Annotated in this window: 22 protein-coding genes; 6 read left to right on the top strand and 16 right to left on the bottom strand. The window is 70.8% G+C overall.

Translation table 11 applies throughout. The features are described 5' to 3' along the window. Positions 1 to 33: 33 nt before the first annotated feature. The 4 genes from ACFT7S_RS32365 to ACFT7S_RS32350 form a co-directional block, all read right to left on the bottom strand. Positions 34 to 1038, bottom strand: coding sequence for a 2-hydroxyacid dehydrogenase (locus ACFT7S_RS32365; RefSeq protein ID WP_382737933.1), 1005 nt, complete (start codon positions 1036 to 1038; stop codon positions 34 to 36). A 68-nt stretch (positions 1039 to 1106) separates the two neighbouring features. Next, the gene (locus ACFT7S_RS32360) at positions 1107 to 1802 is read right to left on the bottom strand and encodes a response regulator (RefSeq protein ID WP_382737930.1); all 696 of its coding nucleotides are present in this window, start codon (positions 1800 to 1802) and stop codon (positions 1107 to 1109) included. Beyond that, positions 1799 to 3022 (bottom strand): MacS family sensor histidine kinase, encoded by a 1224-nt coding sequence (gene macS, locus ACFT7S_RS32355; RefSeq protein ID WP_382737927.1) that lies wholly within the window; start codon positions 3020 to 3022, stop codon positions 1799 to 1801. Before macS ends, ACFT7S_RS32360 begins: the two co-directional genes overlap by 4 nt. 32 nt (positions 3023 to 3054) lie before the next feature. Continuing rightward, positions 3055 to 3834: a lysophospholipid acyltransferase family protein gene (locus ACFT7S_RS32350; RefSeq protein ID WP_382737924.1), complete on the bottom strand. Its 780-nt coding sequence runs from the start codon at positions 3832 to 3834 to the stop codon at positions 3055 to 3057. A 262-nt stretch (positions 3835 to 4096) separates the two neighbouring features. On the opposite strand from ACFT7S_RS32350, the gene ACFT7S_RS32345 reads away from it, so the two are divergent. Both ACFT7S_RS32345 and ACFT7S_RS32340 read left to right on the top strand, forming a co-directional pair. Further along, the gene (locus ACFT7S_RS32345) at positions 4097 to 4876 is read left to right on the top strand and encodes an alpha/beta hydrolase (protein ID WP_382737922.1); all 780 of its coding nucleotides are present in this window, start codon (positions 4097 to 4099) and stop codon (positions 4874 to 4876) included. After that, positions 4869 to 5555, top strand: coding sequence for a hypothetical protein (locus ACFT7S_RS32340; RefSeq protein WP_382737920.1), 687 nt, complete (start codon positions 4869 to 4871; stop codon positions 5553 to 5555). Before ACFT7S_RS32345 ends, ACFT7S_RS32340 begins: the two co-directional genes overlap by 8 nt. 33 nt (positions 5556 to 5588) lie before the next feature. Here ACFT7S_RS32340 and ACFT7S_RS32335 read toward each other — a convergent pair whose 3' ends face one another. From ACFT7S_RS32335 to ACFT7S_RS32310, 6 genes are all read right to left on the bottom strand, one after another. Then, positions 5589 to 6362 (bottom strand): endonuclease/exonuclease/phosphatase family protein, encoded by a 774-nt coding sequence (locus tag ACFT7S_RS32335; protein ID WP_382737917.1) that lies wholly within the window; start codon positions 6360 to 6362, stop codon positions 5589 to 5591. Between the two features lie 71 nt (positions 6363 to 6433). Further along, entirely contained in the window at positions 6434 to 7375 is a 942-nt protein-coding gene (locus tag ACFT7S_RS32330) for an ROK family glucokinase (protein ID WP_382737914.1), read from the bottom strand. Positions 7376 to 7461: 86 nt separating this feature from the next. Further along, on the bottom strand, positions 7462 to 7929 hold the full coding sequence (locus ACFT7S_RS32325; RefSeq protein ID WP_382737911.1) for a DUF5304 domain-containing protein: 468 nt from the start codon (positions 7927 to 7929) through the stop codon (positions 7462 to 7464). A gap of 60 nt (positions 7930 to 7989) precedes the next feature. Next, positions 7990 to 9192, bottom strand: a complete 1203-nt coding sequence (locus ACFT7S_RS32320; protein WP_382737908.1) for an ArsA family ATPase — start codon at positions 9190 to 9192, stop codon at positions 7990 to 7992. Positions 9193 to 9196: 4 nt separating this feature from the next. After that, positions 9197 to 9640 (bottom strand): SRPBCC family protein, encoded by a 444-nt coding sequence (locus ACFT7S_RS32315; protein WP_382737905.1) that lies wholly within the window; start codon positions 9638 to 9640, stop codon positions 9197 to 9199. A gap of 98 nt (positions 9641 to 9738) precedes the next feature. Continuing rightward, on the bottom strand, positions 9739 to 10548 hold the full coding sequence (locus ACFT7S_RS32310; protein WP_382737902.1) for a metallophosphoesterase: 810 nt from the start codon (positions 10546 to 10548) through the stop codon (positions 9739 to 9741). A gap of 278 nt (positions 10549 to 10826) precedes the next feature. Between ACFT7S_RS32310 and ACFT7S_RS32305 the strand changes: the two genes are divergently transcribed. Then, positions 10827 to 12623 (top strand): AMP-dependent synthetase/ligase, encoded by a 1797-nt coding sequence (locus tag ACFT7S_RS32305; protein ID WP_382737899.1) that lies wholly within the window; start codon positions 10827 to 10829, stop codon positions 12621 to 12623. 79 nt (positions 12624 to 12702) lie between these two features. Here ACFT7S_RS32305 and ACFT7S_RS32300 read toward each other — a convergent pair whose 3' ends face one another. Further along, positions 12703 to 13845 (bottom strand): glycosyltransferase family 4 protein, encoded by a 1143-nt coding sequence (locus tag ACFT7S_RS32300; RefSeq protein WP_382737896.1) that lies wholly within the window; start codon positions 13843 to 13845, stop codon positions 12703 to 12705. 100 nt (positions 13846 to 13945) lie between these two features. Here ACFT7S_RS32300 and ACFT7S_RS32295 point away from each other — a divergent pair, with 100 nt between their 5' ends. Beyond that, positions 13946 to 15196: a glycosyltransferase 87 family protein gene (locus ACFT7S_RS32295; protein ID WP_382737893.1), complete on the top strand. Its 1251-nt coding sequence runs from the start codon at positions 13946 to 13948 to the stop codon at positions 15194 to 15196. Here the strand turns inward: ACFT7S_RS32295 and ACFT7S_RS32290 are convergent. The 5 genes from ACFT7S_RS32290 to ACFT7S_RS32270 all read right to left on the bottom strand — a co-directional run bounded on the left by ACFT7S_RS32290 (position 15172) and on the right by ACFT7S_RS32270 (position 20687). Further along, on the bottom strand, positions 15172 to 16431 hold the full coding sequence (locus ACFT7S_RS32290) for a hypothetical protein (RefSeq protein WP_382737890.1): 1260 nt from the start codon (positions 16429 to 16431) through the stop codon (positions 15172 to 15174). The genes ACFT7S_RS32295 and ACFT7S_RS32290 overlap by 25 nt on opposite strands. 16 nt (positions 16432 to 16447) lie before the next feature. Then, complete coding sequence (locus tag ACFT7S_RS32285; protein ID WP_382737888.1) at positions 16448 to 17479, bottom strand: NlpC/P60 family protein; 1032 nt, start codon at positions 17477 to 17479, stop codon at positions 16448 to 16450. Positions 17480 to 17727: 248 nt separating this feature from the next. Continuing rightward, positions 17728 to 18753, bottom strand: coding sequence for an NlpC/P60 family protein (locus ACFT7S_RS32280; RefSeq protein WP_382737885.1), 1026 nt, complete (start codon positions 18751 to 18753; stop codon positions 17728 to 17730). A gap of 294 nt (positions 18754 to 19047) precedes the next feature. Next, positions 19048 to 20409: an NYN domain-containing protein gene (locus tag ACFT7S_RS32275; protein ID WP_382737882.1), complete on the bottom strand. Its 1362-nt coding sequence runs from the start codon at positions 20407 to 20409 to the stop codon at positions 19048 to 19050. 35 nt (positions 20410 to 20444) lie between these two features. Continuing rightward, on the bottom strand, positions 20445 to 20687 hold the full coding sequence (locus ACFT7S_RS32270) for a hypothetical protein (protein WP_328909734.1): 243 nt from the start codon (positions 20685 to 20687) through the stop codon (positions 20445 to 20447). A gap of 169 nt (positions 20688 to 20856) precedes the next feature. On the opposite strand from ACFT7S_RS32270, the gene ACFT7S_RS32265 reads away from it, so the two are divergent. Beyond that, positions 20857 to 21609, top strand: a complete 753-nt coding sequence (locus tag ACFT7S_RS32265) for a rhomboid family intramembrane serine protease (RefSeq protein WP_382737879.1) — start codon at positions 20857 to 20859, stop codon at positions 21607 to 21609. Continuing rightward, a complete protein-coding gene (locus ACFT7S_RS32260) occupies positions 21606 to 21887 on the top strand; it encodes an Lrp/AsnC family transcriptional regulator (protein WP_007451244.1) in 282 nt (93 codons plus the stop codon). The genes ACFT7S_RS32265 and ACFT7S_RS32260 overlap by 4 nt, the downstream gene beginning before the upstream one ends. Positions 21888 to 21943: the final 56 nt, after the last annotated feature.

The raw sequence follows: 21943 nt of genomic DNA, 5'->3' as shown, positions 1-21943 counted from the left end.
AGGGGGCGCGGGCCCCGGCGGCCGGCCGGGGCCTCAGTTCGCGGGCAGGGCCGGCACGAGGACGTTGTCGCTGCGGCGGCCTGCCAGGTAGTCGGCGACGTTCTGCACGGTGGCTTCGACGATCTGGCACACCGCGTCCCGCGTGTAGTACGCCTGGTGCGAGGTCACGACGACGTTCGGGAAGGTGACCAGCCTGGCCAGGGTGTCGTCGTCGATGCCTTCCAGGGACTTGTCGAGGAAGAAGAGCCCGGCCTCCGCCTCGTACACATCGAGTCCCACACCGGTGAAGCGGCCCGCCCGCAGCTCGGCGACCAGGGCCGTGGTGTCGATGAGTCCGCCGCGGCTGGAGTTGATCAGGATCGCGTCGTCCTTCATCGCGGCCAGGGCGTCCTTGCCGATGAGGTGGTGGGTCGCGGGCAGCAGCGGTACGTGCAGGCTGATCAGGTCGGCCTCGGCGAGGAGCCGGTCCTTCTCGACGTACTTCATGCCGAGCTCCAGGCACGCCGGGTTCTCGGTGACGTCCCAGCCCAGCAGCTTCATGCCGAAGCCGTGGGCGATCCGGGTGAACGCCTCGCCGATCTTCCCGGTGCCGAGCACTCCGACGGTGCGTCCGCGCATGTCGCGGCCGAGGAGGCCGTCGAGACGGAAGTCGAAGTCCCGGGTGCGGCTCGCGGCGCGGATGATGCGCCGGTTGACCGCCATCGCGAGGGTCCAGGCGAATTCGGCGACGGAGTACGGCGAGTAGTACGAGACGCGGGCGACGCGCAGGGCCAGGCGTTCGGCGACGTCGAGGTCGATGTTGTTGAAGCCCGTGGAGCGCTGGGCGATCATCTGTGTGCCGCCCGCGGCGAGGGTCTGGAGGACCTTGCCGCTGAGGTCGGCGTTGACGCTGGTGGAGATGATCTCGTAGCCCGCCGCGATCGGTGCGGTGTCCCTGTTCAGGAAGACGTCCAGGCACCGGACCTCGTGCTGTCCGGCGAAGGCGTTCTCGATCAGGGGCTTCTCGTCGGACTGCACACCGAAGGCCAGGATTTCCACGACGTCTCCCGCTTTTCGCACCCGTGCCGGTCCTCGCGAATATACGGCCGGGGCCCCCGGGGCGCCGCTCAGCCGACGTCGTCGAGGCCGCGCTCGATCGCGTACCGCACGAGCTCCACCCGGTTGTGCAACTGGAGCTTGCCGAGGGTGTTCTGCACGTGGTTCTGGACGGTGCGGTGGGAGATGACGAGCCGCTCGGCGATCTGCTTGTACGAGAGTCCCTTGGCGACCAGCCGCAGCACCTCCGTCTCGCGGTCGGTGAGCTCCGGAGCCTTCGGTTCGTTGGACGCCACGGGGACCGGGTCGGAGGCGAGCCTGCGGTATTCGCCGAGGACCAGACCGGCGAGGCCCGGAGTGAAGACCGGGTCGCCGACGGCGGTGGAGCGCACGGCGTCGGTCAGCTCCTGGGTGCTGGCGGACTTCAGCAGATAGCCGGTGGCACCCGACTTCACCGCCTCCAGGACATCGGCGTGCTCACCGCTCGCGGAGAGCACCAGGACCCGCAGTCCGGGATGGGAGCCGACGAGTTCCTTGCATACCTGGACGCCGGGCATCCCCGGCAGATTCAGGTCGAGGACGAGGACATCGGGCCTGGCGGCCTTCGCCCGGCGGACCGCCTGCGGGCCGTCGCCGGCGGTCGCCACCACGTCGAAGCCGGACTCGGCCAGATCTCGGGCGACCGCGTCACGCCACATGGGGTGGTCGTCGACGACCATGACCCTGGTGGGCCGCTCCTGGGCATCCTGCGCGTTCGGTGTAGTCATCGGGCCGATCCTGCCTTCCCCCGTGAAACTTTCGGAATCTTCAACTCGACCTCCGTGCCCTGGCCGGGCACCGAAATCAACACGGCCGTGCCGCCCAGGTCACGCAGCCGCCCGCGGATCGACAGGGCCACCCCGAGCCGGCCCTCCCCCTCCGCCTGGGCGAGCCTGCCCTCCGGGATGCCCGGGCCGTCGTCCCGGACGGTCACGATCACTTCGTCCCGCTCGTCCTCGACCAGAATCCATGCCTGAGCATCCTGTCCCGCGTGCACCCGCACATTGTCCAGGGCGGCGCTGACAGCGGCGGCGAGCTCCCGTGCGGCGTCCGGCGGCAGCAGCACCGGAGCACCCGGTTCCGCGAAGCTGACCCGGGAGCCCGCGTGCGGCGCGAGCAGGGCGCGCAGATCGCAGTCGGCTCCCCCGGCCCTGCTCTCGTCGACCTCGACGGTACGGACGACGGCGCCGTCGGCCGCGTCCTCGGAGACCCGGGTGGTGGGGACGAGGCCGGTGGAGACGAGGGTGCGCAGGGCGACTTCCTGTTCGCCGGCCATCCTTCCCAGCTCGGCGGCCTCGCCGCCGAGCGCCGAGCCGCGGCGCTGCACCATCGCGAGGACCTGGAGCACGCTGTCGTGGATGTCGCGGGCCAGGCGCTCCCGTTCGCGGGTTGCGGCCTCGATCTCCAGGGCACGGGCCAGGGTGCGTTCACTGGCGCGGGCCACCTCGACGACGTAACCGATGGCGATGGAGGCGACCCAGACCAGCAGGACGTTGTGGAAGGTGTCCCTGCTGGGTTCGCCGCGCTCGACGATGTTGGCGACGGCGACGAAGGTGGAGGCGAAGGCCGCCCACCGCCAGCCGCCCTTGATGGCGAACGCCAGGACGGAACCGGCCGTCCAGATCGACGGGAGGGTCGGGCCGTCGACGTGCTGGGCCTGGAAGTCGGCGAGCGGGGTGAGGAGGATGCCGGTGAGGGCGATCACGAGGTCCGCGCCGAGGAAACGCTTGGTGCAGCACGCGGCGTTGGCGACCCTGGGGAGGGTGGCGAAGGTCCACAGGACCATCACGGCCAGATAGACGACGGCCACCCACAGTCGCTCGTACTTCTCACGGCCGACGGCCGTGAGAAGCACTGCGTAGACCATGGTCAGCAGGCGGTACGCGGTCAGAGCACGCCACAGCGGCTGCTCCACGGACATTCGTACGACCCGCTCGCGCTTGGTCATCTTCCCCACCCCCCGGACGGACAGCGACGCGACTACGCGCCGGACCTGTCCGTTCCGTCCCGTTCCGCGGTGTCCGCGGCGTTTCCCTGCTTCTGTGCGCGCTTCTCGTCCTCGGCCCGGTGCTTCGCCTCGTCGGCGATCTGGCGCTTGGCCGCCGTCGCGTAGATGTCGACGTACTCCTGGCCGGAGAGCTTCATGATCTCGTACATGACCTCGTCGGTCACCGAACGCAGGATGAAGCGGTCGCCGTCCATGCCCTGGTAGCGGCTGAAGTCGAGCGGCTTGCCGATCCTGATGCCCGGTCGCATCAGCTTGGGCATCACCTGACCGGGCGGCTGGATCTTCTCCGTGTCGATCATCGCGACAGGGATGACGGGCGCCCCGGTGGCGAGGGCCACCCGGGCGAGGCCACCGGGCTTGCCGCGGTAGAGACGGCCGTCGGGCGAGCGGGTGCCCTCGGGGTAGATACCGAAGAGCCCGCCGCTCTCGATGACCTGGATGCCCGCCTTGATGGCCGCCTCACCGGCGCCGCGGGCCCCGGAGCGGTCCACCGGGAGCTGGCCGACGCCCTTGAAGAAGGCCGCGGTCAGCTTTCCCTTCACCCCGGGAGCCGTGAAGTACTCGGCCTTCGCGATGAAGGTGACCTTGCGGTCGAGTACGGCCGGCAGGAAGAACGAGTCGGAGAACGACAGATGATTGCTCGCGAGGATCGCAGGCCCCTGTGCGGGGATGTTCTCCAGGCCCTCCACCCACGGCCTGAAGGCGAGCTTCAGAGAGCCGCCGATGGAGAACTTCATTGCGCCGTAGATCAACTCGAGTGCCTCCTGTGTGCTGTCGATCAGACCTTAACCTGTGGGATCGTGCGCGCTCCCGCCCGGCACGGGGCCGTGGCCCCGCCGGAGACACGGCCGTTCCCGCGCTGTGACCGGTGACGGCCCTGGTCGGTGTCGGTCCGGTCGCGTACGGTGAAGTAATCCTTCTTCGCACACCCTTTGAGCCCCACCGCTCCACCCGCTCACGCGCGCGTCACCCGCCCTATTCACCCGTCACAGCCTCACGAACAGGAGACCCCCGGTGCCGGTCCTCCCTGGAGCCGAGCCGTTCCGCCACGAGGGCGGAGAGGTCGGCGTCCTTCTCTGTCACGGATTCACCGGCTCGCCGCAGTCGCTGCGCCCCTGGGCCGACTACCTCGCGGAGCGGGGGCTGACCGTCTCGCTCCCGCTGCTGCCCGGACACGGCACCCGCTGGGAGGACATGGCCATCACCGGCTGGCAGGACTGGTACGCGGAGGTGGACCGGGAGCTGCGCGTCCTGCGGGAGCGGTGCAGCCAGGTCTTCGTCTTCGGACTGTCCATGGGCGGTGCGCTGTCACTGCGGCTGGCGGCGAAGCACGGGGACGCGATCACGGGCCTGGTGCTGGTGAATCCGGCGAACAAGGTGCACGGCCTCTCGGCGTACGCCCTGCCGGTCGCCCGCCATCTGGTACGTACGACCAAGGGCCTCACCAGCGATATCGCGCTGGAGGGCGTCGAGGAGACCGGCTACGACCGGGTGCCGCTGCACGCGGCCCATTCGGTACGCAATTTCTTCCGCCTGGTCGACGCCGAGCTGCCGCAGGTCACCCAGCCGCTCCTGCTGCTGCACAGCCCGCAGGACCATGTGGTCCCGCCCGCCGACTCGGCCCGGATCCTGAGCCGGGTGTCGTCGACGGATGTCGAGGAGATCCTGCTGGAACAGAGCTACCACGTGGCGACGTTGGACCATGATGCGGAGCGGATCTTCGAGGAGAGCTACTCGTTCGTCGGCCGCCTCGCACCCAGCGTCGGGAAGAAGGGGAGCACGTCCGGTGGCTGAGCACGACTCGGAGCGCACAGGCAGTGACGAGGAGCGCGAACCGCGTCCCACGGAGGGCACCGGTGTCCCCGAGGGGACCGAGGACGCCCGGGCGGTCGACGAGGACGCGGCCTGGGAGGCCATCGTCGCGGGGTACGGCGAGGAGCCGCCGGACCCGCCGGGCGCCAAGCCCTTCAAGTCGATCGAGGATCTGGCACTGCTGGAGGACGACCAGCTCAACGTCCTGGAGCCGGACGCGGGCACGGGCGACGGCACGGGCGACGACGCGGACAAGGGTGCGGGCAAGCCGAAGTCGCCCAAGCCCGCGAAGCCTCCGGAGAAGAAGGCGCTGGGCAGTTCCGTCGTCTTCGCTCCCGGTGTCGCCGGGCCGCGCGACTACGAGGTGGATGAGCCCAAGAACGGCGACATCGACGGCCCCGACGACAGCGGGGAGGGGCATTTCGTCCCGCCGGAGCCGCCGCCGCTGCCGGAGGCCGATGTCACGGCGAAGTTCGCCTGGCTCGCGGTCGTCGGTGGCCCGGTCCTGCTGCTGATCGCCGTGCTGTTGCAGTGGGAGATGACGTGGTGGCTCACCGCGCTCTGTATCGGTGGTTTCCTCGGCGGCTTCGCGACGCTGGTGGCGCGGATGCCCCACGACGACGAGGACGAGGACGACCCGGGGCGCGGCGCGGTCGTCTGAGGGCTCGCGCGTGACGTGACGGGCCGCGTGTGGTCAGGCCCGTCGAGCCGTCGTGGACAGGGCGGGCACCCGGAGTGCCGCCAGCACCGGAAGGTGGTCCGTGGCGGCCCGCAGGTCCGCGTCGGTGATGCCCGCGAGGCCCGACGGGACACCGCAGCCGAGCACCTCGATGCCCTCCGTGGCAAAGACCGCGTCGATGCGCCGCCGGGGATCGTCCGGCGAGAAGGTGTGCTCGCCGCCCCAGGGGCGTACGGCCCGGCAGTCCTGGAGCCGCCCTTCCAGCCGCTTGAACGCCCGTCCGTCCGGACCCTCGTTGAGGTCCCCCGCCGCGATGGCGGCGGGCACCTGCATGGCGTCCAGCCGTTCGAGCAGGAGATCCGCCTGGGCCAGGCGCTCCTCGCGCTGGAGGCTGAGATGGCAGCTCAGGAGTCCGATCCGGGTGCCCGCGATCCGCACCACGGCCGTGGCGAAGCCCCTGCGGTGCAGACCGGGGGTGAGCGGCAGCAGCACGTCCTCGGTCCGTTCCACCGTGGCCCGCAGCGAACAGAGCAGCAGGGGCCCGGCTGCCGTGGCGCCGCCGCTGAGGATCACCAGGTCGGTACTGGCGGCGAGTCTGGCCGCCGCCTTGCGCCAGCGGAAGAAGCGCGGGGCCTCCTGGACGAAGACCAGGTCGGGACGGCAGGCGCGGATGACACGGGCCAGGGCCGCGGTGTCGTCACGCATCGACCGGACGTTGTAGCTGAGCACTCTGATGACGGCTGAACCGTCCGGCTCGGTACGGGAGTCGGGCAGCGGCATCATGACCATGGGCTTCACGATACGACGGACGCCCGCCGCTCCCCAGAGGGCGCGACGGGCGTCGGGGTCGTGCAGTGGACTCAGCCCTGCCGGGCCAGGTCGGCCGCGCCCACCAGACCGGCCTTGCCGCCGAGCTGGGCGGCGAGCACCTGGGCGTGCGGGCGCCATTCGCCGCCGATCAGCCAGCGCCGGAAGGACTTGCGGATCGGGTCGAGGACGAGTTCGCCCTCGTCCGAGACACCGCCGCCGACGATGAACGCGGAGGGGTCGAAGAGCGAGGCCAGGTCGGCGAGTCCGGCTCCGGCCCAACGGGCCAGCTCACGGAACGAGTCGACGGCGACCAGATCGCCCTGCCGGGCTGCGGCGCTGACGTGCTTGCCCTCGATGCCCTCCACCGTGCCGTCGCCGAGCGACAGGAGGATCGCGGCGTTCTCCGGGGTGGCGTTGGCGCGCTGCTTCGCGTACCGGACGAGCGCACGCCCCGAGGCGTACTGCTCCCAGCAGCCCTGGCTGCCGCAGCCGCAGAGCAGACCGTCCGGGACGACCCGGATGTGGCCGAACTCGGCGGCCACACCGAAGCGTCCGCGGCGCAGCTTGTTGCCGATGATGATGCCGCCGCCGAGGCCCGTGCCGAGCGTGATGCAGATGACGTCGTCGTGGCCCTGGCCGGCGCCGAAGCGGTATTCGCCCCAGGCGGCGGCGTTGGCGTCGTTCTCGACGACGACCGGCAGACCGACCCGCTGCTCGACCTTGTCCTTCAGCGGCTCGTGCCGCCACTTGATGTTCGGTGCGAACAGCACGGTGGCACGCTTGTCGTCGACATATCCGGCAGCGCCGATGCCGACCGCCTCGACGTCATGTCCCTCGCTCGCCCCGGCCACGGCTGAGCAGATCGCGTCGACGATGCCTTCGGCCGTCGGCGGGGTCGATACCTTGAACATCGAGAGGATCTGGCCCTCTTCGTCGACCACTCCAGCCGCGATCTTCGTGCCGCCGATATCGACGCCGATGGTGAGTCCCATGAATCCCTCAGTTTCGGTCGAGCCCCGCTACGGCCAACCGTACCCGAGGCGAGGGAGGCCCTGGGCCTTCTGCCTCCGGTCCGGGGTCAGTCCAGGTCGATGTGCTCGCTGCCGCCGGAACCCTCGTCGCGGGGGTCGGACGGGTCTTCGGCGGCCTTCTTCGGGCCGCTCGCCCCGCCCGCGCCTTCGGTGGTGCGGGTCCAGCGGGCCTCCTGGCCCTCGACGGCCGAGCGGTAGGCGGCCAGGAGTTCGTTGCCCGCCGCGGCGAGATGATCGAAGAGGTCCGGATTGCGCTCGATGACGGGCTCGACCGCGGACTTCGCCTGCTTGATCACCTGCTGGACCGCGCCCTGGGCGGCCACGCCGAGCAGCGGCGACTGGAGCGAGGAGACCTTGTCGGCCACCGCGTCGACCAGCTTGCGCAGTTCCTCGGCGGCGGAGCCGGGCTGCGGCCCGTACTGGGCGCGGCGCCTGGCCTTCTCGGCTTCGAGGTCCTCGGCGCAGGCATCGGCCCACGCGTCGCCGTCGGCGGAACGATCGGTGGCTTCACTCATGGCGGGCTCCTGCGGCAAAGGTGACGTAGTACCGACGTTACCCGAACAGGGGTAAACCGTTCATCGGGTCCGCGGCCAGAGCGCCGGGTCCGGCGTGAACCGGACACGCAGCACGCCGTCCGTGAGCGCGGCTCCGGAGACGGTGCAGCGGCGCAGCCCGGACTCCAGGCGCACGATCCGGTGGAACGGGCCGACGGTGAGGAGCAGTTCGTCGCCGCGGCGGACCAGCTTGACGTCCTCCTTGCCGGCTCCGGGCAGCGGCAGGCACCAGACGAGGGTCCCGTCGGCCGGCTCGCCGGAGGTGTCCGGTGCCCTGGTGTCCTCGATCCACCAGGGGTCGTCGGCGCGGCCGGATGTCCGGTCGTCGGGTGCGAGGCCGCCGAGGAGGGCCAGGTCGTCGAGGCCCCGCGGATCGTGGCCGAGGTGGGCCGCCTCGCGCAGTGTCCCGGGGGCCCACTCCTGCGACCAGTGGTCGAGGCATTTCTCCTGCTGGGCGGCGAGACCGGCGAACCAGGGGTCCGAGGAGTGCCGGGGCAGCACCCGGGTGGCCACGAGCGCGTCGACGCGCAGCCCCTGGAGGGCGAGTCCGGTACGGGCGGTGCGCAGGGTGTCCTCGGCGGCCGTGCCGGGTTCGGCGACCAGTCGTACGGTCGTCGACTCGTCCTCGATCAGTGCCTGGACGGCGGCCAGCTCGGTGTCCTTGCGGGCGGCGGCCTCGTACAGCCACTGCGCGGGCGCGGGGACCCCGGCGAGCTGGGCGAGGACCGGGCGCAGGGCGCGTGCGGCCTGGCGTTCCTGCGGCAGGAGGCGGCGCAGGTAGCGGCGCAGCTGCTCGGGCAGGGCGAGCACGGCGAGGGCCTCGTACAGCGGCGGCAGGTCGACGACGAGGACGTCAGTGCCGTCCTGCGACCAGTCGCCCCCGGCGGCGCGGTGCAGGGTGTGGAGGAGCGCGAACTGTGCGCTGCCGGGCAGTTCGGTGAGTTCCTCGGCGTCGAGGCGGTTGGCGCCGAGCAGGCCGAGGACCCCGGACGCGCGGTCCTGGAGGGCGACGAGTTCGTCGCGGAAGTGTGCGCCGGAGTCGATGCGGGCGTACCGCAGGCCGTCGGTGACCTCGACGGGTTCCGTACCGGTGGGAATTCCGGGTACGGCGTCGGCGGAGACGAGCAGGGTGCGCAGGCCGGCGCGGGCGGCGGCCTGCGCGGTCGCCGCGGCGACCGTCGTACGGCCCGCACCACCGGGGCCGGTGACCAGGACCGTACGCACGCGGTCAGCCCCGCGGGACGGACTCGACGCGCTTCTTCAGTCCGGCGAGGGCGCGGTCGATGATGACCTTCTCCGCCTTGCGCTTGATCATGCCGAGGAGCGGGATCTTGACGTCGACGGCCAGCCGGTAGGTGACCTCGGTGCGGTCGCCGACGGGCACCAGGGTGTACGAGCCGTCGAGGGCCCGCAGCATCTGGGACTTCACGAGAGTCCAGCTGACCTCGTTCTCACCGGTCCAGGTGTATGCGAGAACGTGGTCGTCCTTGATCGCTCCGGCGTCCAGGACCAGGCGGACCTGCTCGGCGCGGCCCCGGTCGTCACCGGCCAGGACCTCGGCCTGCTTCACCTCGCCGGTCCAGTCGGGATAGCGGTCGAAGTCGGCGATCACTCCCATGACGTCGGCCGGTGCCGCCTCGATCATGATGCTCGAGCTGGTGTGTTCAGCCATCGCCGTGGCCCTCCAGTGCGGTGTACCGGTCGCGTTCGGCAGAGGCCTGCCGCGTGCAGGCTATCGCGTACCGGACGGTCGTCGTTCCGCGGTCCGCGTCACCACTCCAGGGCCCATGGCCGCCCGGTGGAGGCGAAGTGACCGACATTGACACACTCGGTGACGCCGATGCGCATCCGGCGGACCAGCGGCTGGTGGACATGGCCGAAAAGCGCGTACCGGGGCCGGGTGCGCCGGATGGCGTCGAGGAGGGCCCGGCTGCCGCGTTCGAAGCGGCGCGCCACGGTGTCGTACGTCAGCTCGGGGACGTCGGGCGGGATGTGCGAGCAGAGCACGTCCACCGGTCCGAGTGCCTCGACCTTGGCCGCGTACTCCTCGTCGCCGATCTCGTACGGGGTGTTCATCGGGGTCTTCAGGCCGCCGCCGACGAAGCCGAAGACGCGGCCGCCGATCTCGACGCGCTCGCCGTCCAGGACGGTGGTGCCGGGGGCCGTGTACTCGGGCCAGAGGCCGGGGATGTCGACGTTGCCGTAGGTGGCGTACGTCGGGGTGGGCAGGGCGGCGAACATCTCCGCGTACTGCTTGCGTACCGCGGCGATGATGGCGGCGTTGCGGTCCATGCCCGTCCACAGGGCGCGGCCGAAGGCGCGGGCCTCCTCGAAGCGGCGGGCGGTGCGCAGTTCGACGAGGCGGTCCGCGTTCTGCACGCCGAAGAGGTCGGGGAAGATGCCGCGCGAGTGGTCGGCGTAGTCGAGGAAGAGCACCAGGTCACCGAGGCAGATGAGGGCGTCGGCGCCGTCTCCGGCGCGGGCGAGCGCCTCGGTGTTGCCGTGCACGTCGCTGACCACGTGGATGCGCGTACCGCTTTTCACGGTCGCGCTTCGGCCGTCCACTCCGCTGCCTCGCATCCGATCACCCTAGATCTCGCCTTGCTGCCTGGGTAGGGCGGCCGGACCTGGGGTTTACTTCCGGGGCGTCACATGAGTGCACTACTGTGCGCGAAGGCCCAGCTCTATGTGTGATGCATAAGACATCTGGCCGGAACCCCCTATCCGGAACCACGTACCGGTGGGTAACGTCCGGGCAGTCCAGTCGTGCTCACCCCACGGAGCACGTGCCAGTCTTGGACCGCATCCGGTGCGTCACACAGAGCCGTGGCACCGGAGCCCGATGAGGAGCAGCAGTCTTGCGCGAGTTCAGCCTTCCGGCCCTGTACGAGGTCCCCTCGGACGGCAACCTGACGGATCTCATCCGCCGCAATGCCGCTCAGCATCCCGAAGTCGCGGTGATGAGCCGCAAGGTGGGCGGCGTCTGGACGGACGTCACCGCCACCCAGTTCCTCGCCGAGGTCAGAAGCGCGGCCAAGGGCCTGATCGCGGCGGGCGTGCAGCCCGGCGACCGCGTCGCCCTGATGTCGCGTACCCGCTACGAGTGGGTGCAGCTGGACTTCGCGATCTGGAGCGCCGGCGGAGTCACCGTCCCGGTCTACGAGACGAGTTCTCCCGAGCAGGTCCAGTGGATTCTCGGTGATTCGGGTGCCGTCGCCGTCATCGTGGAGAGCGAAGCCCACGCCGAGTCCGTCGCCTCCGTCCGCGACGGACTCCCCGGGCTGCAGCACGTGTGGCAGATCGACAAGGGCGCGGTCGGTGAACTGACCACCGCCGGTGCGCAGGTCTCGGACGAGACCATGGATCTGCGCACGGTGAGCGCCAAGGCCGACGATCCGGCCACCATCGTCTACACCTCGGGCACCACGGGCCGCCCCAAGGGCTGTGTGCTGACCCACCGCAGCTTCTTCGCGGAGTGCGGCAACGTGGTCGAGCGGCTGAAGCCCCTCTTCCGTACCGGCGAGTGCTCCGTACTCCTCTTCCTGCCCGCGGCGCACGTCTTCGGCCGGCTGGTCGAGGTCGCCTCGGTGATGGCCCCGATCAAGCTCGGCTGTGTGCCGGACATCAAGAACCTCACCGATGAGCTGGCGGCCTTCCGGCCGACGCTGATCCTCGGTGTGCCGCGGGTCTTCGAGAAGGTCTACAACTCGGCGCGCGCCAAGGCGCAGGCCGACGGCAAGGGCAAGATCTTCGACCGGGCCGCCGACACGGCGATCGCCTACAGCCGGGCGCTGGGTACTCCGCAGGGCCCGTCCGTCGGCCTGAAGGTCAAGCACAAGGTCTTCGACAAGCTGGTCTTCAGCAAGCTGCGGGCCGTGCTCGGCGGCCGGGGCGAGTACGCGATCTCCGGCGGTGCGCCGCTCGGTGAGCGGCTCGGGCACTTCTACCGCGGTATCGGCTTCACGGTCCTGGAGGGCTACGGCCTGACCGAGACCTGTGCGGCCACCGCCTTCAACCCGTGGGACCGGCAGAAGATCGGTACGGTCGGTCAGCCGCTGCCCGGTTCGGTCGTCCGGATCGCCGACGACGGCGAGGTGCTGCTGCACGGCGAGCACCTGTTCACGGGCTACTGGAAGAACGAGACCGCGACGGCCGAGGCGCTGGCCGACGGCTGGTTCCACACCGGTGACATCGGCACGCTCGACGAGGACGGCTACCTCGCGATCACCGGCCGCAAGAAGGAGATCATCGTGACGGCGGGCGGCAAGAACGTCGCCCCGGCCGTGATCGAGGACCGGATTCGCGCGCACGCGCTGGTCGCGGAGTGCATGGTGGTCGGTGACGGCCGTCCGTTCGTGGGCGCACTGGTCACCCTGGACGAGGAGTTCCTGGGCCGCTGGGCCGAGGAGCACGGCAAGCCCGCCGGCTCGACGGCCGTGTCGCTGCGCGAGGACCCGGAGCTGCTGGCCGAGGTGCAGCGTGCCGTGGACGACGGCAACGCCGCGGTGTCCAAGGCCGAGTCCGTACGTAAATTCCGCATCCTGGCCGCACAGTTCACCGAGGAGGCGGGCCACATCACGCCCTCGCTGAAGCTGAAGCGGAACGTGGTGGCGAAGGACTTCGCCGACGAGGTCGAGTCCATCTACCGCGCCTGATCAGGTAGTTGCACGAAAGGCCTGTCTCCCCGGTGGAGACAGGCCTTTCGCGTAGGCGCGTTGACGCCCCGTCAGGCGCTCAGAGCAGCGTCTTGAGCTTCTCGGCGAGCAGGTCCCAGCGCCATTTCTCCTCGACCCAGGCCCTGCCCCGCTCCCCCATCCGCCGCCGCAGCTCCGGGTCGCCGAGCAGGGTGACGATCCGGTCGGCCGACTCCTCGGCGGAGCCGCCCCGCACCACCCAGCCGGTCTCGCCGTCGAGCACGGCGTCGGGCGCGCCGCCCGAGTCGCCCGCCACCACCGGCAGGCCGGTCGCGGACGCCTCCAGATAGACGATGCCGAGGCCCTCGACGTCGAGTCCGCCGCGCCGGGTCCTGCACGGCATCGCGAAGACGTCACCCGCGCCGAAGTGCGCGGGCAGTTCCTCCCACGGCACCGGCCCGGTGAAGCGCACCGAGTCCGTCACACCCGTCTCGGCCGCCAGCTTCTTCAGTTCCCTGGCGTACGGTCCGCCGCCGACGATCAGGAGGACCGCGTCCGGCACCCGCGCGAGGATCGCGGGCATGGCGAGGATCAGGGTGTCCTGGCCCTTGCGCGGAACGAGCCGCGACACGCAGACGACGACGGGCCGGTCCGAGAGCCCCAGCCGTGCCCTGACCAGGTCCCCGCCCGAGGCCGGGTGGAAGGTCTTCTCGTCGACCCCGGGCGGCAGCTGGACCATGCGGCCCGCCGCCTGCGGGGTGAGCGCGGCCGCTATCCGGGAGCGGGTGTACTCGCCGAGGTACGTGATCGTGTCCGTACTCTCGCCGATGCGGCGCAGCAGCTGCTTGGAGGCCGGCAGCTGGGCCCAGCCCGCCTCGTGCCCGTGGGCGGTGGCGACGATCCGGCGCGCACCCGCCTTGCGCAGGGCCGGTGCCATCAGGCCGAGCGGGGCCGCGGCGCCGAACCAGACGGACGAGCAGCCGTGTTCACGCAGGAGCTGGACCGCTCGCCGGGTGACCCGCGGGGTCGGCAGAAGCATCGTCGTACGGTCGCGCACGACCGTGAAGGGCTGCTCGGCGTCGAAGGCGGCGGTGGCCGCCGCACCCTCGGGGCCTCGCTTCCAGGTGGAGGCGTAGACGACGAGCTGTCCGGGGTCCACGCGCAGCGCCATGTTGTGCAGGAACGCCTGGATACCACCGGGCCGGGGCGGGAAATCGTTCGTCACGATCAGGGTCTTGTCCATCGCCGCCGAGAGTACCGAACGGCCCCGCTTCATCGCTCCCGCACCGTCCCGCCCGGCATCATGGCTCACCGTAAGCACCGCCGAACCGGATGAGGCAGTCATGACGGGAGCAACCGGTACACGTCTGTCTCTCGCGGTGTGGGCCCTCACCAGAGCGACGCTGCTGCTCTGCGTCCTCAGGGTCTTCACGGTCCCGGGACCGGACGTCACGAGCGATGTGTCGGCGATCTACCACGGCTGGTACGAGGTGCTCAGGAGCGGCACCTACCCGGTGGACGACGTCACCTGGCAGTACCCGCCCGTCGCCGCGCTCGCCGTCCTCTCCCCCGCCCTGCTGCCGTTCCTGGACTACCCGTCGGCCTTCTACGTCCTGGTCCTGTTCTGCGACGCGCTGGTCCTCGGCCTGCTGCTGTACGCGCGGCGGCGGCCCGGCAGGAGCGGCGCGGGTGCCTGGGTGTGGGTGGCGGGCGTGCCGCTGCTCGGCCCGACCTCGTACGCCCGTTACGACCTGATGGTCACCGCGGTCGCGGTGGCGGCGCTGCTGGCAGGGGTGCGCCGCCCACGGGTGCTGGGGGCGCTGGCCGCCTTCGGAGCGCTGCTGAAGGTGTGGCCGGTGCTGCTGCTGGTGGGCACGGCGCGGGGGCGGACGAGCCGGAGCACGTGGGCGGCAGCCGCGACGACGGCGGTGACGCTGGCCGTGCTGTGCGCGGCGGCGATGCCCGGTGCGTTCGCTTTCCTGTCGTTCCAGCGGGACCGGGGCACCGAGATCGAGTCGCTGGGTGCGCTGGTGTTCCACGTGGCCCGGCAGTTCGGCTGGCAGGGCGGGGTGGAGCTGCGCTACGGCTCGATGGAGTTCCTCGGCCCGTACGTCCCGCTGGTGTCCACGCTCGCCATGGGGCTCACCGTGCTCGCCTTCGGCTGGCTCCTGGTGTGGCGGCTGCGGGCGCGGACGTTCGCGGTGCACACTCCGGCGGACGCGGCGTTCACAGCGGTCCTGCTGTTCACCACGACCAGCCGGGTCATCAGCCCCCAGTACATGTTGTGGCTGGTCGGTCTGGCGGCCGTCTGTCTGGTGTTCCGGGGCAGCCCGATGGTGCGGCCCGCCTGTCTGGTGCTGGTGGCCACGGGCGTCACGCTGCTGGAGTTCCCGCTCGGCTTCGCGCATGTGGTCGCCAGTGACGCGGTGGGCGTGGGGCTGCTCCTCGTACGCAACGGGCTGCTGGTCGCCGCGACGCTGATCGCCGGACGGCGGCTGTGGCGGGAGACCGTACCGGCCGGGGCCGGGAACGTGCCGCGCGCGGGCTCCGCCGAGGGCCCGGAGAACCGTCAGCCGAGCCGGGCCGCCAGATAGTCCCGCCAGCTCGCGGTGAACTCCTGCGGAGTCGTACCGAGCACCGTGTGCAGCGCCTGCTCCATCGCCCCGTCCCGCCCCGGATGGCCTCCCACGGCCTTGTAGAAGGCGATCAGCTTCTCCTCGCCCCAGCGGTCCACGATCAGCTCGCAGGCCATCCAGCCCCCCTCGTACGCCCTCGCGAGCTTCCCCGCGTCGCCACCGAAGCCGAAATCCGCGTCGACGGGCAGCTCGGCGGGCAGTTCGCCGCTGCGGACCGCCTCGGCCAGCTCGGGCGCGATCAGGTCGGCCGGGCGGCTCTCGTCCCGGTAGGCGACCCAGTCGGCGAAGCCCTCGGAGAGCCAGACCGGTGTGGCCGGGGAGGTGCGGACACGGGTCGCCACATGGGTGGTCTCGTGGGTGAGGACGATCTGCTGCCCGAACGTGCCGAGCATCGCGTACGCCTGCGGATTGACGATCACCCGGTCGGACGTGCCGGGAGATCTGCCCGAGCCGCCCACCTCACCGGTGGTGACGGCGGCTATGCCCCGGTAGCTCGTCGCGGGCGAGCCAAGCAGCCCCGCCATGTCCTCCACCGAGTCCGGCACGAGCACGACCACCCGGCGCGCCCAGGACTCCGGCCAGGCGGCGGAGACGGCCGGCACGGCGCGGTCGGCGGTGCCGGCGACCCGGCGCAGCTCGGCGTCGGAGCGGCCCACTCCGAGGACGAGGCTGTGGCTGCCCCGGACGACCTGGACGTCGCCCTGCTGCCACAGCTGGCCCGCGGCACCCTTGCCGGGTCGGTCGGCGGCGATGTACCAGCGTCCTTCGGCTTCGTCCCGGGCCAGTTCCAGGGTGCGGGCGGCGGATACGGGGACCCGGTCGTAGCCGTCGATCCGGTACCGGAGGTCGACGTCGGCGGTGGCCCGGCCGGTGCCGTGCGGGGTCACGGCCTTCACCTCGTACGACCACGACTTCAGCGGTACGTCGGCGAGGTTGGCCAGCTCCGTGCGCTGGGCGGCCCGCAGGGCCGTGGCCTTCGGGGCGAGCACGGCCAGATATCCGGCCGGGTCGTGGTTCAGGACCGCGGTCGCGCGGCGGTCCAGGGTGGCGCGGATCTCCTGGGCGGCCGTGTCCCGGGCCGATTCACCGGGGGACGCGCAGGCGGACGCGAACAGCAGCCCGGCGAGCACGGCACCCGCCGCGCGCCGTGCCCGGGTCCGCTCCCGTACCGCAACACGCCTCTGAACAGCCATCCCGCCGATCGTACGGTCACAGACGGGTGACCGAGGAGACGGGCATCATGCCGACGGGGTCGTAGCGCACCGGGGCGCCCGGGTAAGGGGCGTGGATCACCTGGCCGTTGCCCGCGTACATCCCGATGTGGCTCGCGTCCGCACGGTAGGCGACCAGGTCCCCGGGGCGGGCCTCGGAGAGCGGCACCATCCGGCCGGCGTAGCGCTGGGCCTGGGAGGTGCGCGGGAGGCCGATCCCGGCCTGGGCGTACGCCCACTGCATGAGCCCGGAACAGTCGAATCCGCTGGGCCCGTTTGCGCCCCACACGTACGGCAGTCCGAGCGCCTGCCTGGCCGCCATGAGGGCGGCCATGGCCCTCCCCGAGCCCGGTGCCCGGTCCGAGAGGGCGGGGACCGGCTCGTCACGTCCTGAGCGGGAGGCCCGGCCGAGGGTCTCCCTGTCCTCGGTGGGCAAGGAGTTCAGCAGCTGCCTGGCCTGGGCGAGCTTGCCCTCGACAGTGCGCTTGTGGCGGGTGACCGCGGCCCGGTTGCTCTCCAGCTCGGCGAGGGCCCTGGTGGCCTCCGCGCGGGTCTGGGCGACCGTGCGCTGTGCCCGCTGGAGCTTGTGCAGCTCGACGGTCCGGCGCACGCTCAGCCGGTCGAGAGTGGCGGCCCGGTCGAGGAAGGTGTCCGGGTCCGAGGAGAGCAGCAGCGCGATCGACGGGTCGATGCCGCCCGTGCGGTACTGCGCGCCGGCGATCGAACCGAGGGCCGTGCGCATCCGGTTGATGTTCTCCTGGCCGCGGGCCGCCGCGTCCTGGGCCCGGGTCACCTCGCCACGCAGCCGGTCGGCGTTCTCCCCGGCCTCGTTGTATCGCTCGGTGGCCTTCTCGGCCTCGCCGTACAGCCGGTCGACCCGGGCCTTGGTGGCCTCGTGCGTGTCCTGCGGGTCGGCGCTCACCGGGGCGGCCCCGAGGGTGGCCGCCGCGGTCGCCGCGGCGGCCGACAGGACAGTGACCCGGACGGTCCGGTTGAGGCCGGACTGTGTGGAACGGCGATGGGACACCACAGGAAGCCGCACTCCCTTCCGCGTACCCGCCCGCTGGACGCGGACGGTGCGCGGGCCCTGCCGCCCGGGACGGGCGGAACGACGACCGGGAGCCGCACAGCAGGCAGACAGTAATCGGACGACTACGCGGCGGCCAAAGACCACGCCGGACGCGGGAGGGCGGGCAAACAGCTCCGCCCCGCCGGTGACCTTGGTCTCCGGCGGGGCGGGGCGTCAGCGAAGCGTGGCGTAATTCGCCCGTTCGGGCGTCAGATGCGCACGCCGAACTGGAAGGTGCCCATGTAGTCCATCGACTCGTAACGGACCACGGCACCCGGCTTCGGGGCGTGCAGGATCTGGTTGTTGCCCGCGTACAGGCCGACGTGCGAGGTGTTGTTGAAGAAGACCAGGTCGCCCGGCTTCAGCGCGCTGCGCCCGATCCGTACGCCGTCGTTGATCTGGGTGTAGGTGGTGCGGGTGATCTGGACACCGGCCTGGGCGTAGGCCCACTGGGTCAGACCGGAGCAGTCGAACGAGCTGGGGCCTGTGCCACCGGAGACGTACGGCTTGCCCTGCTGCGTGGAGGCGGCCTGGAGCGCGGCCGCGCCGCGGGCGGATGCGGGGACCTCGTTGCCGAGGCTGACCCGGTCGCTCGACGCCCGGCTGGCGCGGACCTCGTCCTGGCGCATCTTCTCGCGCTCGGCCTCGGTCAGGGTGTTGAGGAGCTGGCGGGCGTCGGCGAGCTTGCCCTGGAACTTCTTCTTGTTCTCGCCCAGCGCCTTGCGCACGTCAGCGAGGTCGCCCAGCTTCTCCTGGGCCTCCTTGCGCTGCTGCGCGAGGGTGCGCTGCTTCCCCTGGATCTTCTGCAGCGATTCGGTCTGCTTGGCCGTCAGCTGGTCGAGCGCCGACGCCTTGTCGAGGAAGCTGTCCGGGTCCGAGGCGAGGAAGAGCTGGACGGACGGGTCGATGCCACCGGAGCGGTACTGCGCGGTGGCGAGCGAACCGAGTTCGCCGCGCAGGGTGTTGAGCTCGTCCTGGCCGCGGGCGACCTTGTCCTGGAGCGCGTCGACCTGCTTCTTGAGCTTGTCCTGCTGCTCCTTGGCCCCGTTGTACTTCTCGGTGGCCGCTTCCGCCTCGTGGTAGAGCTTGTCGACCTTCGCCTTGACCTCGTTCTTGGTCGGCTTGGGATCGGCATGCGCGGCCTGAGAGGTCAGAGCCACGGCCGCAGCGGCGGTAGCGGTGAGCACGGTCACGCGAGTGCGGCTCGGCTGCTTGGGACGACGGTGGGACGCCACGAAGGCGAGCTCCTTCTTCCTCGAGCCGCCTACCGGGCTGTGGGGGGGATGAGAATCCCCGGCTCCGTGCACGTCACGGACTCGGCGGTTCCTTCGCTGCCACCCCGGATGGGTGATCAACCGTGCGAAGGTTCGAGGCCCGACCTTAGTGACCAACTTGTGATCAGTTCAAATCCTCACGAGCAAAATCTCGCCACACCAGGCACTTATTTACTCACACCACACCGCGTGTAACGGCAACTTGACGGTACGTTCCCAAAAATCCGGCATGTCACACATGCGGGACACAAGGTGTTAGACGCGCGAAAGCCGCTTCAGGAGCAAGGCGGACGCGACAGGCCTCGCACCCGCCTTCGCCACTCCGTCGGCCACTTCGCGGTCGGTGGAGACCACCACGACGGGCCGGCCGGGCGGTTCCGCGCGGGCCAGTTGCCGGATCAGTTCGTCGGCGGTCACGCCCGCCTTGCTGAACAGCACACGCACGCCGCGCGGCGGTGCGAGCAGCACGGGAGCTGCCAGCTCCGCCCCGTCGAACACACAGGTCATCTCCGCACCGGTCTGTGCCGCCAGGACCGAGAGACCACCCAGCAGCCTCAACCGCTGCTTCTCCAGCGGCATCTGCGGATAGCCGGTCTTGGTCACGTTGTAGCCGTCGACGATCAGATGCGCCTGGGGCAGCGCGAGCAACTGGTCGAGCAGGGCCGGATCGGTCTCCGAAAGGGCCCTGGCGGCAATGTCCTTGGGCGACATCCGGCCGGGCTCGACGGCCTCGACGCTGTCCGCGGGACGGATCGACGAGGGCGGCAGGGCCAGTTCGCGCCGCAGTCCCTGCGCCGCGTCGAGCACCGTGTCGAGTAGCAGCCGCAGCCGCATGTCCTCGACCGAGCGCCCTTCCCTGGCGGCCCTGCGGCTCGCTTCGAGGGATGCCTCCGCCTCGCTGAGCCGCGCCTTCAGCCGCCGGGAATCGCTCTCGGCGGCCGAGATCTGCACCGCCGCCTCGGCCCGCACGGTGTCGGCCTCGGCGCCACCACGGCGCAGGGCCGCCTCGCTGCGCTTCACTTCGCTGAGAGCGCTGCGGAGTTTGCGTTGCAGCGATTCCGCCTCCTTGCGGGCGGCGTCGAGTTCGGCGCGCAGCCGCTCGGTCTCGCTCTTCGTCTGGCTGCGGGCCTGGACCAGCTCCTCGCGCAGCCGCTCCAGTTCGCGCCGGGTCTCCTCGTCGGCCCGCTCGGCGTCGGCCCGCTGGACCTCTTCACCGGCGGCCTCGACCAGCTTGACCCAGCCGGCCGGCCGCAGCACATAGGCCGCGGCGGCCACATCGACGGGATCGGCTGCGGCGGGCGGCGCTCCGGCCTCCAGCGTGGCGGCCAGTTCGGGCTGCGCCTGGGCGATCCGCTCACCGATGCGCCGGCGGAACACCGGTTCGCTCTCCAGGGCGGCCGCCATCGCGTTCCCGGCGAACTTGGCGCGCCGGGTCGGGGTGAAACGGGCGTACTGTCTGAGCTGGCTGGGAAGTTCGCCGACGGTCAGGCCGCCGAACGCGTCCGAGACCAGCGCGATGACCCGCCGTCGCACTCCCTCGGGCAGCGGGCGGTCGAGTGCCTCGACGGCGCCCTCGGCCTCATCGGCCGGTTCGGCGCCGTTAGTCGGCTGCTCCACCATCCGTCACCCCAATATGTTTGTCCGCGGCCCCGTCAGGAGTCGGCGCCCGGCCTGTCTACCAGCTCGATCTGGTCCACCGCGTTGCACCAGCGGCAGCGCACCGACTCGATGGTCTCACTGACCACCTCGCGCTCCTCGACACTCGACTCCCCGGCCAGGTCCAGATGGACGTACTCCACGACCTTGGAGGAGCGGGTCACGTCGAACCGGGTGAGATTTCCGCAGAGCGTGCAGCGCCAGCGCGTCCCGTCGGTCGGCATGGGGACCGTCGTCATCGTTGCGTCCTCTTTCGTCGTTCGCCGAGCCTGAAGCTGTCTGTTTCAACGATCTCGCGGTGCGCCGTCGAACTGCGGATGTCCTGCCGTAACCCTACGGCCTCGGGCATACCCATAGACACGGCGAGGCGGTCTGTCCCGTTCTCCGCCGGTGCGTCATGCTCTGTGCATGATCGATTGGCGGGAAGTCGATTGGCGGGACAAGGCCAGGAGAGCCCGGGAAGTGGCCGCGGCGGACGGAGCTCCCGTCACCTACGGGCTCATCGCTTTCTGCTGCGCCGTCTTCCTGATCAGCCCGTTGTCCGGGTTCAACCCCTCCTACGGCACCACCGACCGGCTGCTCGCCGCGCAGGCCGCGTACTTCGAGCGGTGGGGCGTGATCCCCAGCGAACTTCTGGACGGCTCGACGCGCGCGCTGCTCACCCCGCTCACCGCACTCTTCGTGCACGGCAGCTGGCTGCATCTGCTCGGCAACATTCTGTTTCTGTACGTGTTCGGAGCGATGGCCGAGGAACGCATGGGCCACCTCGGGTTCGCCGTCTTCTATCTCAGCTGTGGATATCTGGCCCTGCTCGTCTACGCGGTGACGCACGCCGAGTCCGACCACACCCTGGTCGGCGCGTCGGGGGCGATCTCCGCGGTGCTCGGCGCGTTCCTCTGCCTCTTCCCCAAGGCGCGGGTCACGAGCATCTTCCCGTTCCTCTTCTTCCTGCCGCTGCGCTTCCCCGCCTGGATCGTGCTGATCTTCTGGTTCATCCTTCAGTGGCTGGCGGCGCAGAGCGTGGGGAACAGCCCGGGCGTGGCGTATCTCGCCCATGTCGCGGGCTTCGCCGCCGGGTTCCTCTACGCCTGGGTGTGCTACCGCCGTGGGGCTAGAGTGAAGTCTCCAGCCACGGCCACCGAGGGAGAAAGCCAGCCGTGATCACCGCGATCGTGCTCATCAAAACCAGCGTGGACCGGATTCCGGAGATCGCCGAGGCCATCGCCGCGCTGGACAGTGTCAGCGAGGTCTTCTCGGTCACCGGTACGTACGACCTGATCGCCATGGTCCGCGTGGCCAAGCACGACGATCTCGCCGATGTCATCCCCGGCCGGATCAGCAAGATCCCGGGCGTCGAGGGAACGGACACGCATGTGGCGTTCCGTACGTACTCGCAGCACGACCTCGAAGCGGCCTTCGCGATCGGTCTCGACGCCTAGGGCCTCTCGTCCCGAAGTCCCGCAGCACTTCGGCCGGGTACGGGCTTCCCCGTAAG

The sequence above is a fragment of the Streptomyces sp. NPDC057136 genome (assembly GCF_042670885.1).
In the GTDB taxonomy this organism is placed as follows: domain Bacteria; phylum Actinomycetota; class Actinomycetes; order Streptomycetales; family Streptomycetaceae; genus Streptomyces.
Note: the sequence above shows the minus strand (reverse complement) of the source record. Positions and strands in the feature narration are given on the sequence as shown.

Excerpts from the sequence above, each read along its gene's own strand:
- ACFT7S_RS32360 (WP_382737930.1), bottom strand. The coding sequence starts at position 1,802 with ATGACTACACCGAACGCGCAGGATGCCCAGGAGCGGCCCACCAGGGTC.
- macS (WP_382737927.1), bottom strand. The coding sequence starts at position 3,022 with ATGACCAAGCGCGAGCGGGTCGTACGAATGTCCGTGGAGCAGCCGCTG.
- ACFT7S_RS32335 (WP_382737917.1), bottom strand. The coding sequence starts at position 6,362 with ATGGTCATGATGCCGCTGCCCGACTCCCGTACCGAGCCGGACGGTTCA.
- ACFT7S_RS32330 (WP_382737914.1), bottom strand. The coding sequence starts at position 7,375 with ATGGGACTCACCATCGGCGTCGATATCGGCGGCACGAAGATCGCGGCT.
- ACFT7S_RS32325 (WP_382737911.1), bottom strand. The coding sequence starts at position 7,929 with ATGAGTGAAGCCACCGATCGTTCCGCCGACGGCGACGCGTGGGCCGAT.
- ACFT7S_RS32315 (WP_382737905.1), bottom strand. The coding sequence starts at position 9,640 with ATGGCTGAACACACCAGCTCGAGCATCATGATCGAGGCGGCACCGGCC.
- ACFT7S_RS32310 (WP_382737902.1), bottom strand. The coding sequence starts at position 10,548 with ATGCGAGGCAGCGGAGTGGACGGCCGAAGCGCGACCGTGAAAAGCGGT.
- ACFT7S_RS32300 (WP_382737896.1), bottom strand. The coding sequence starts at position 13,845 with ATGGACAAGACCCTGATCGTGACGAACGATTTCCCGCCCCGGCCCGGT.
- ACFT7S_RS32295 (WP_382737893.1), top strand. The coding sequence starts at position 13,946 with ATGACGGGAGCAACCGGTACACGTCTGTCTCTCGCGGTGTGGGCCCTC.
- ACFT7S_RS32290 (WP_382737890.1), bottom strand. The coding sequence starts at position 16,431 with ATGGCTGTTCAGAGGCGTGTTGCGGTACGGGAGCGGACCCGGGCACGG.
- ACFT7S_RS32270 (WP_328909734.1), bottom strand. The coding sequence starts at position 20,687 with ATGACGACGGTCCCCATGCCGACCGACGGGACGCGCTGGCGCTGCACG.
- ACFT7S_RS32265 (WP_382737879.1), top strand. The coding sequence starts at position 20,857 with ATGATCGATTGGCGGGAAGTCGATTGGCGGGACAAGGCCAGGAGAGCC.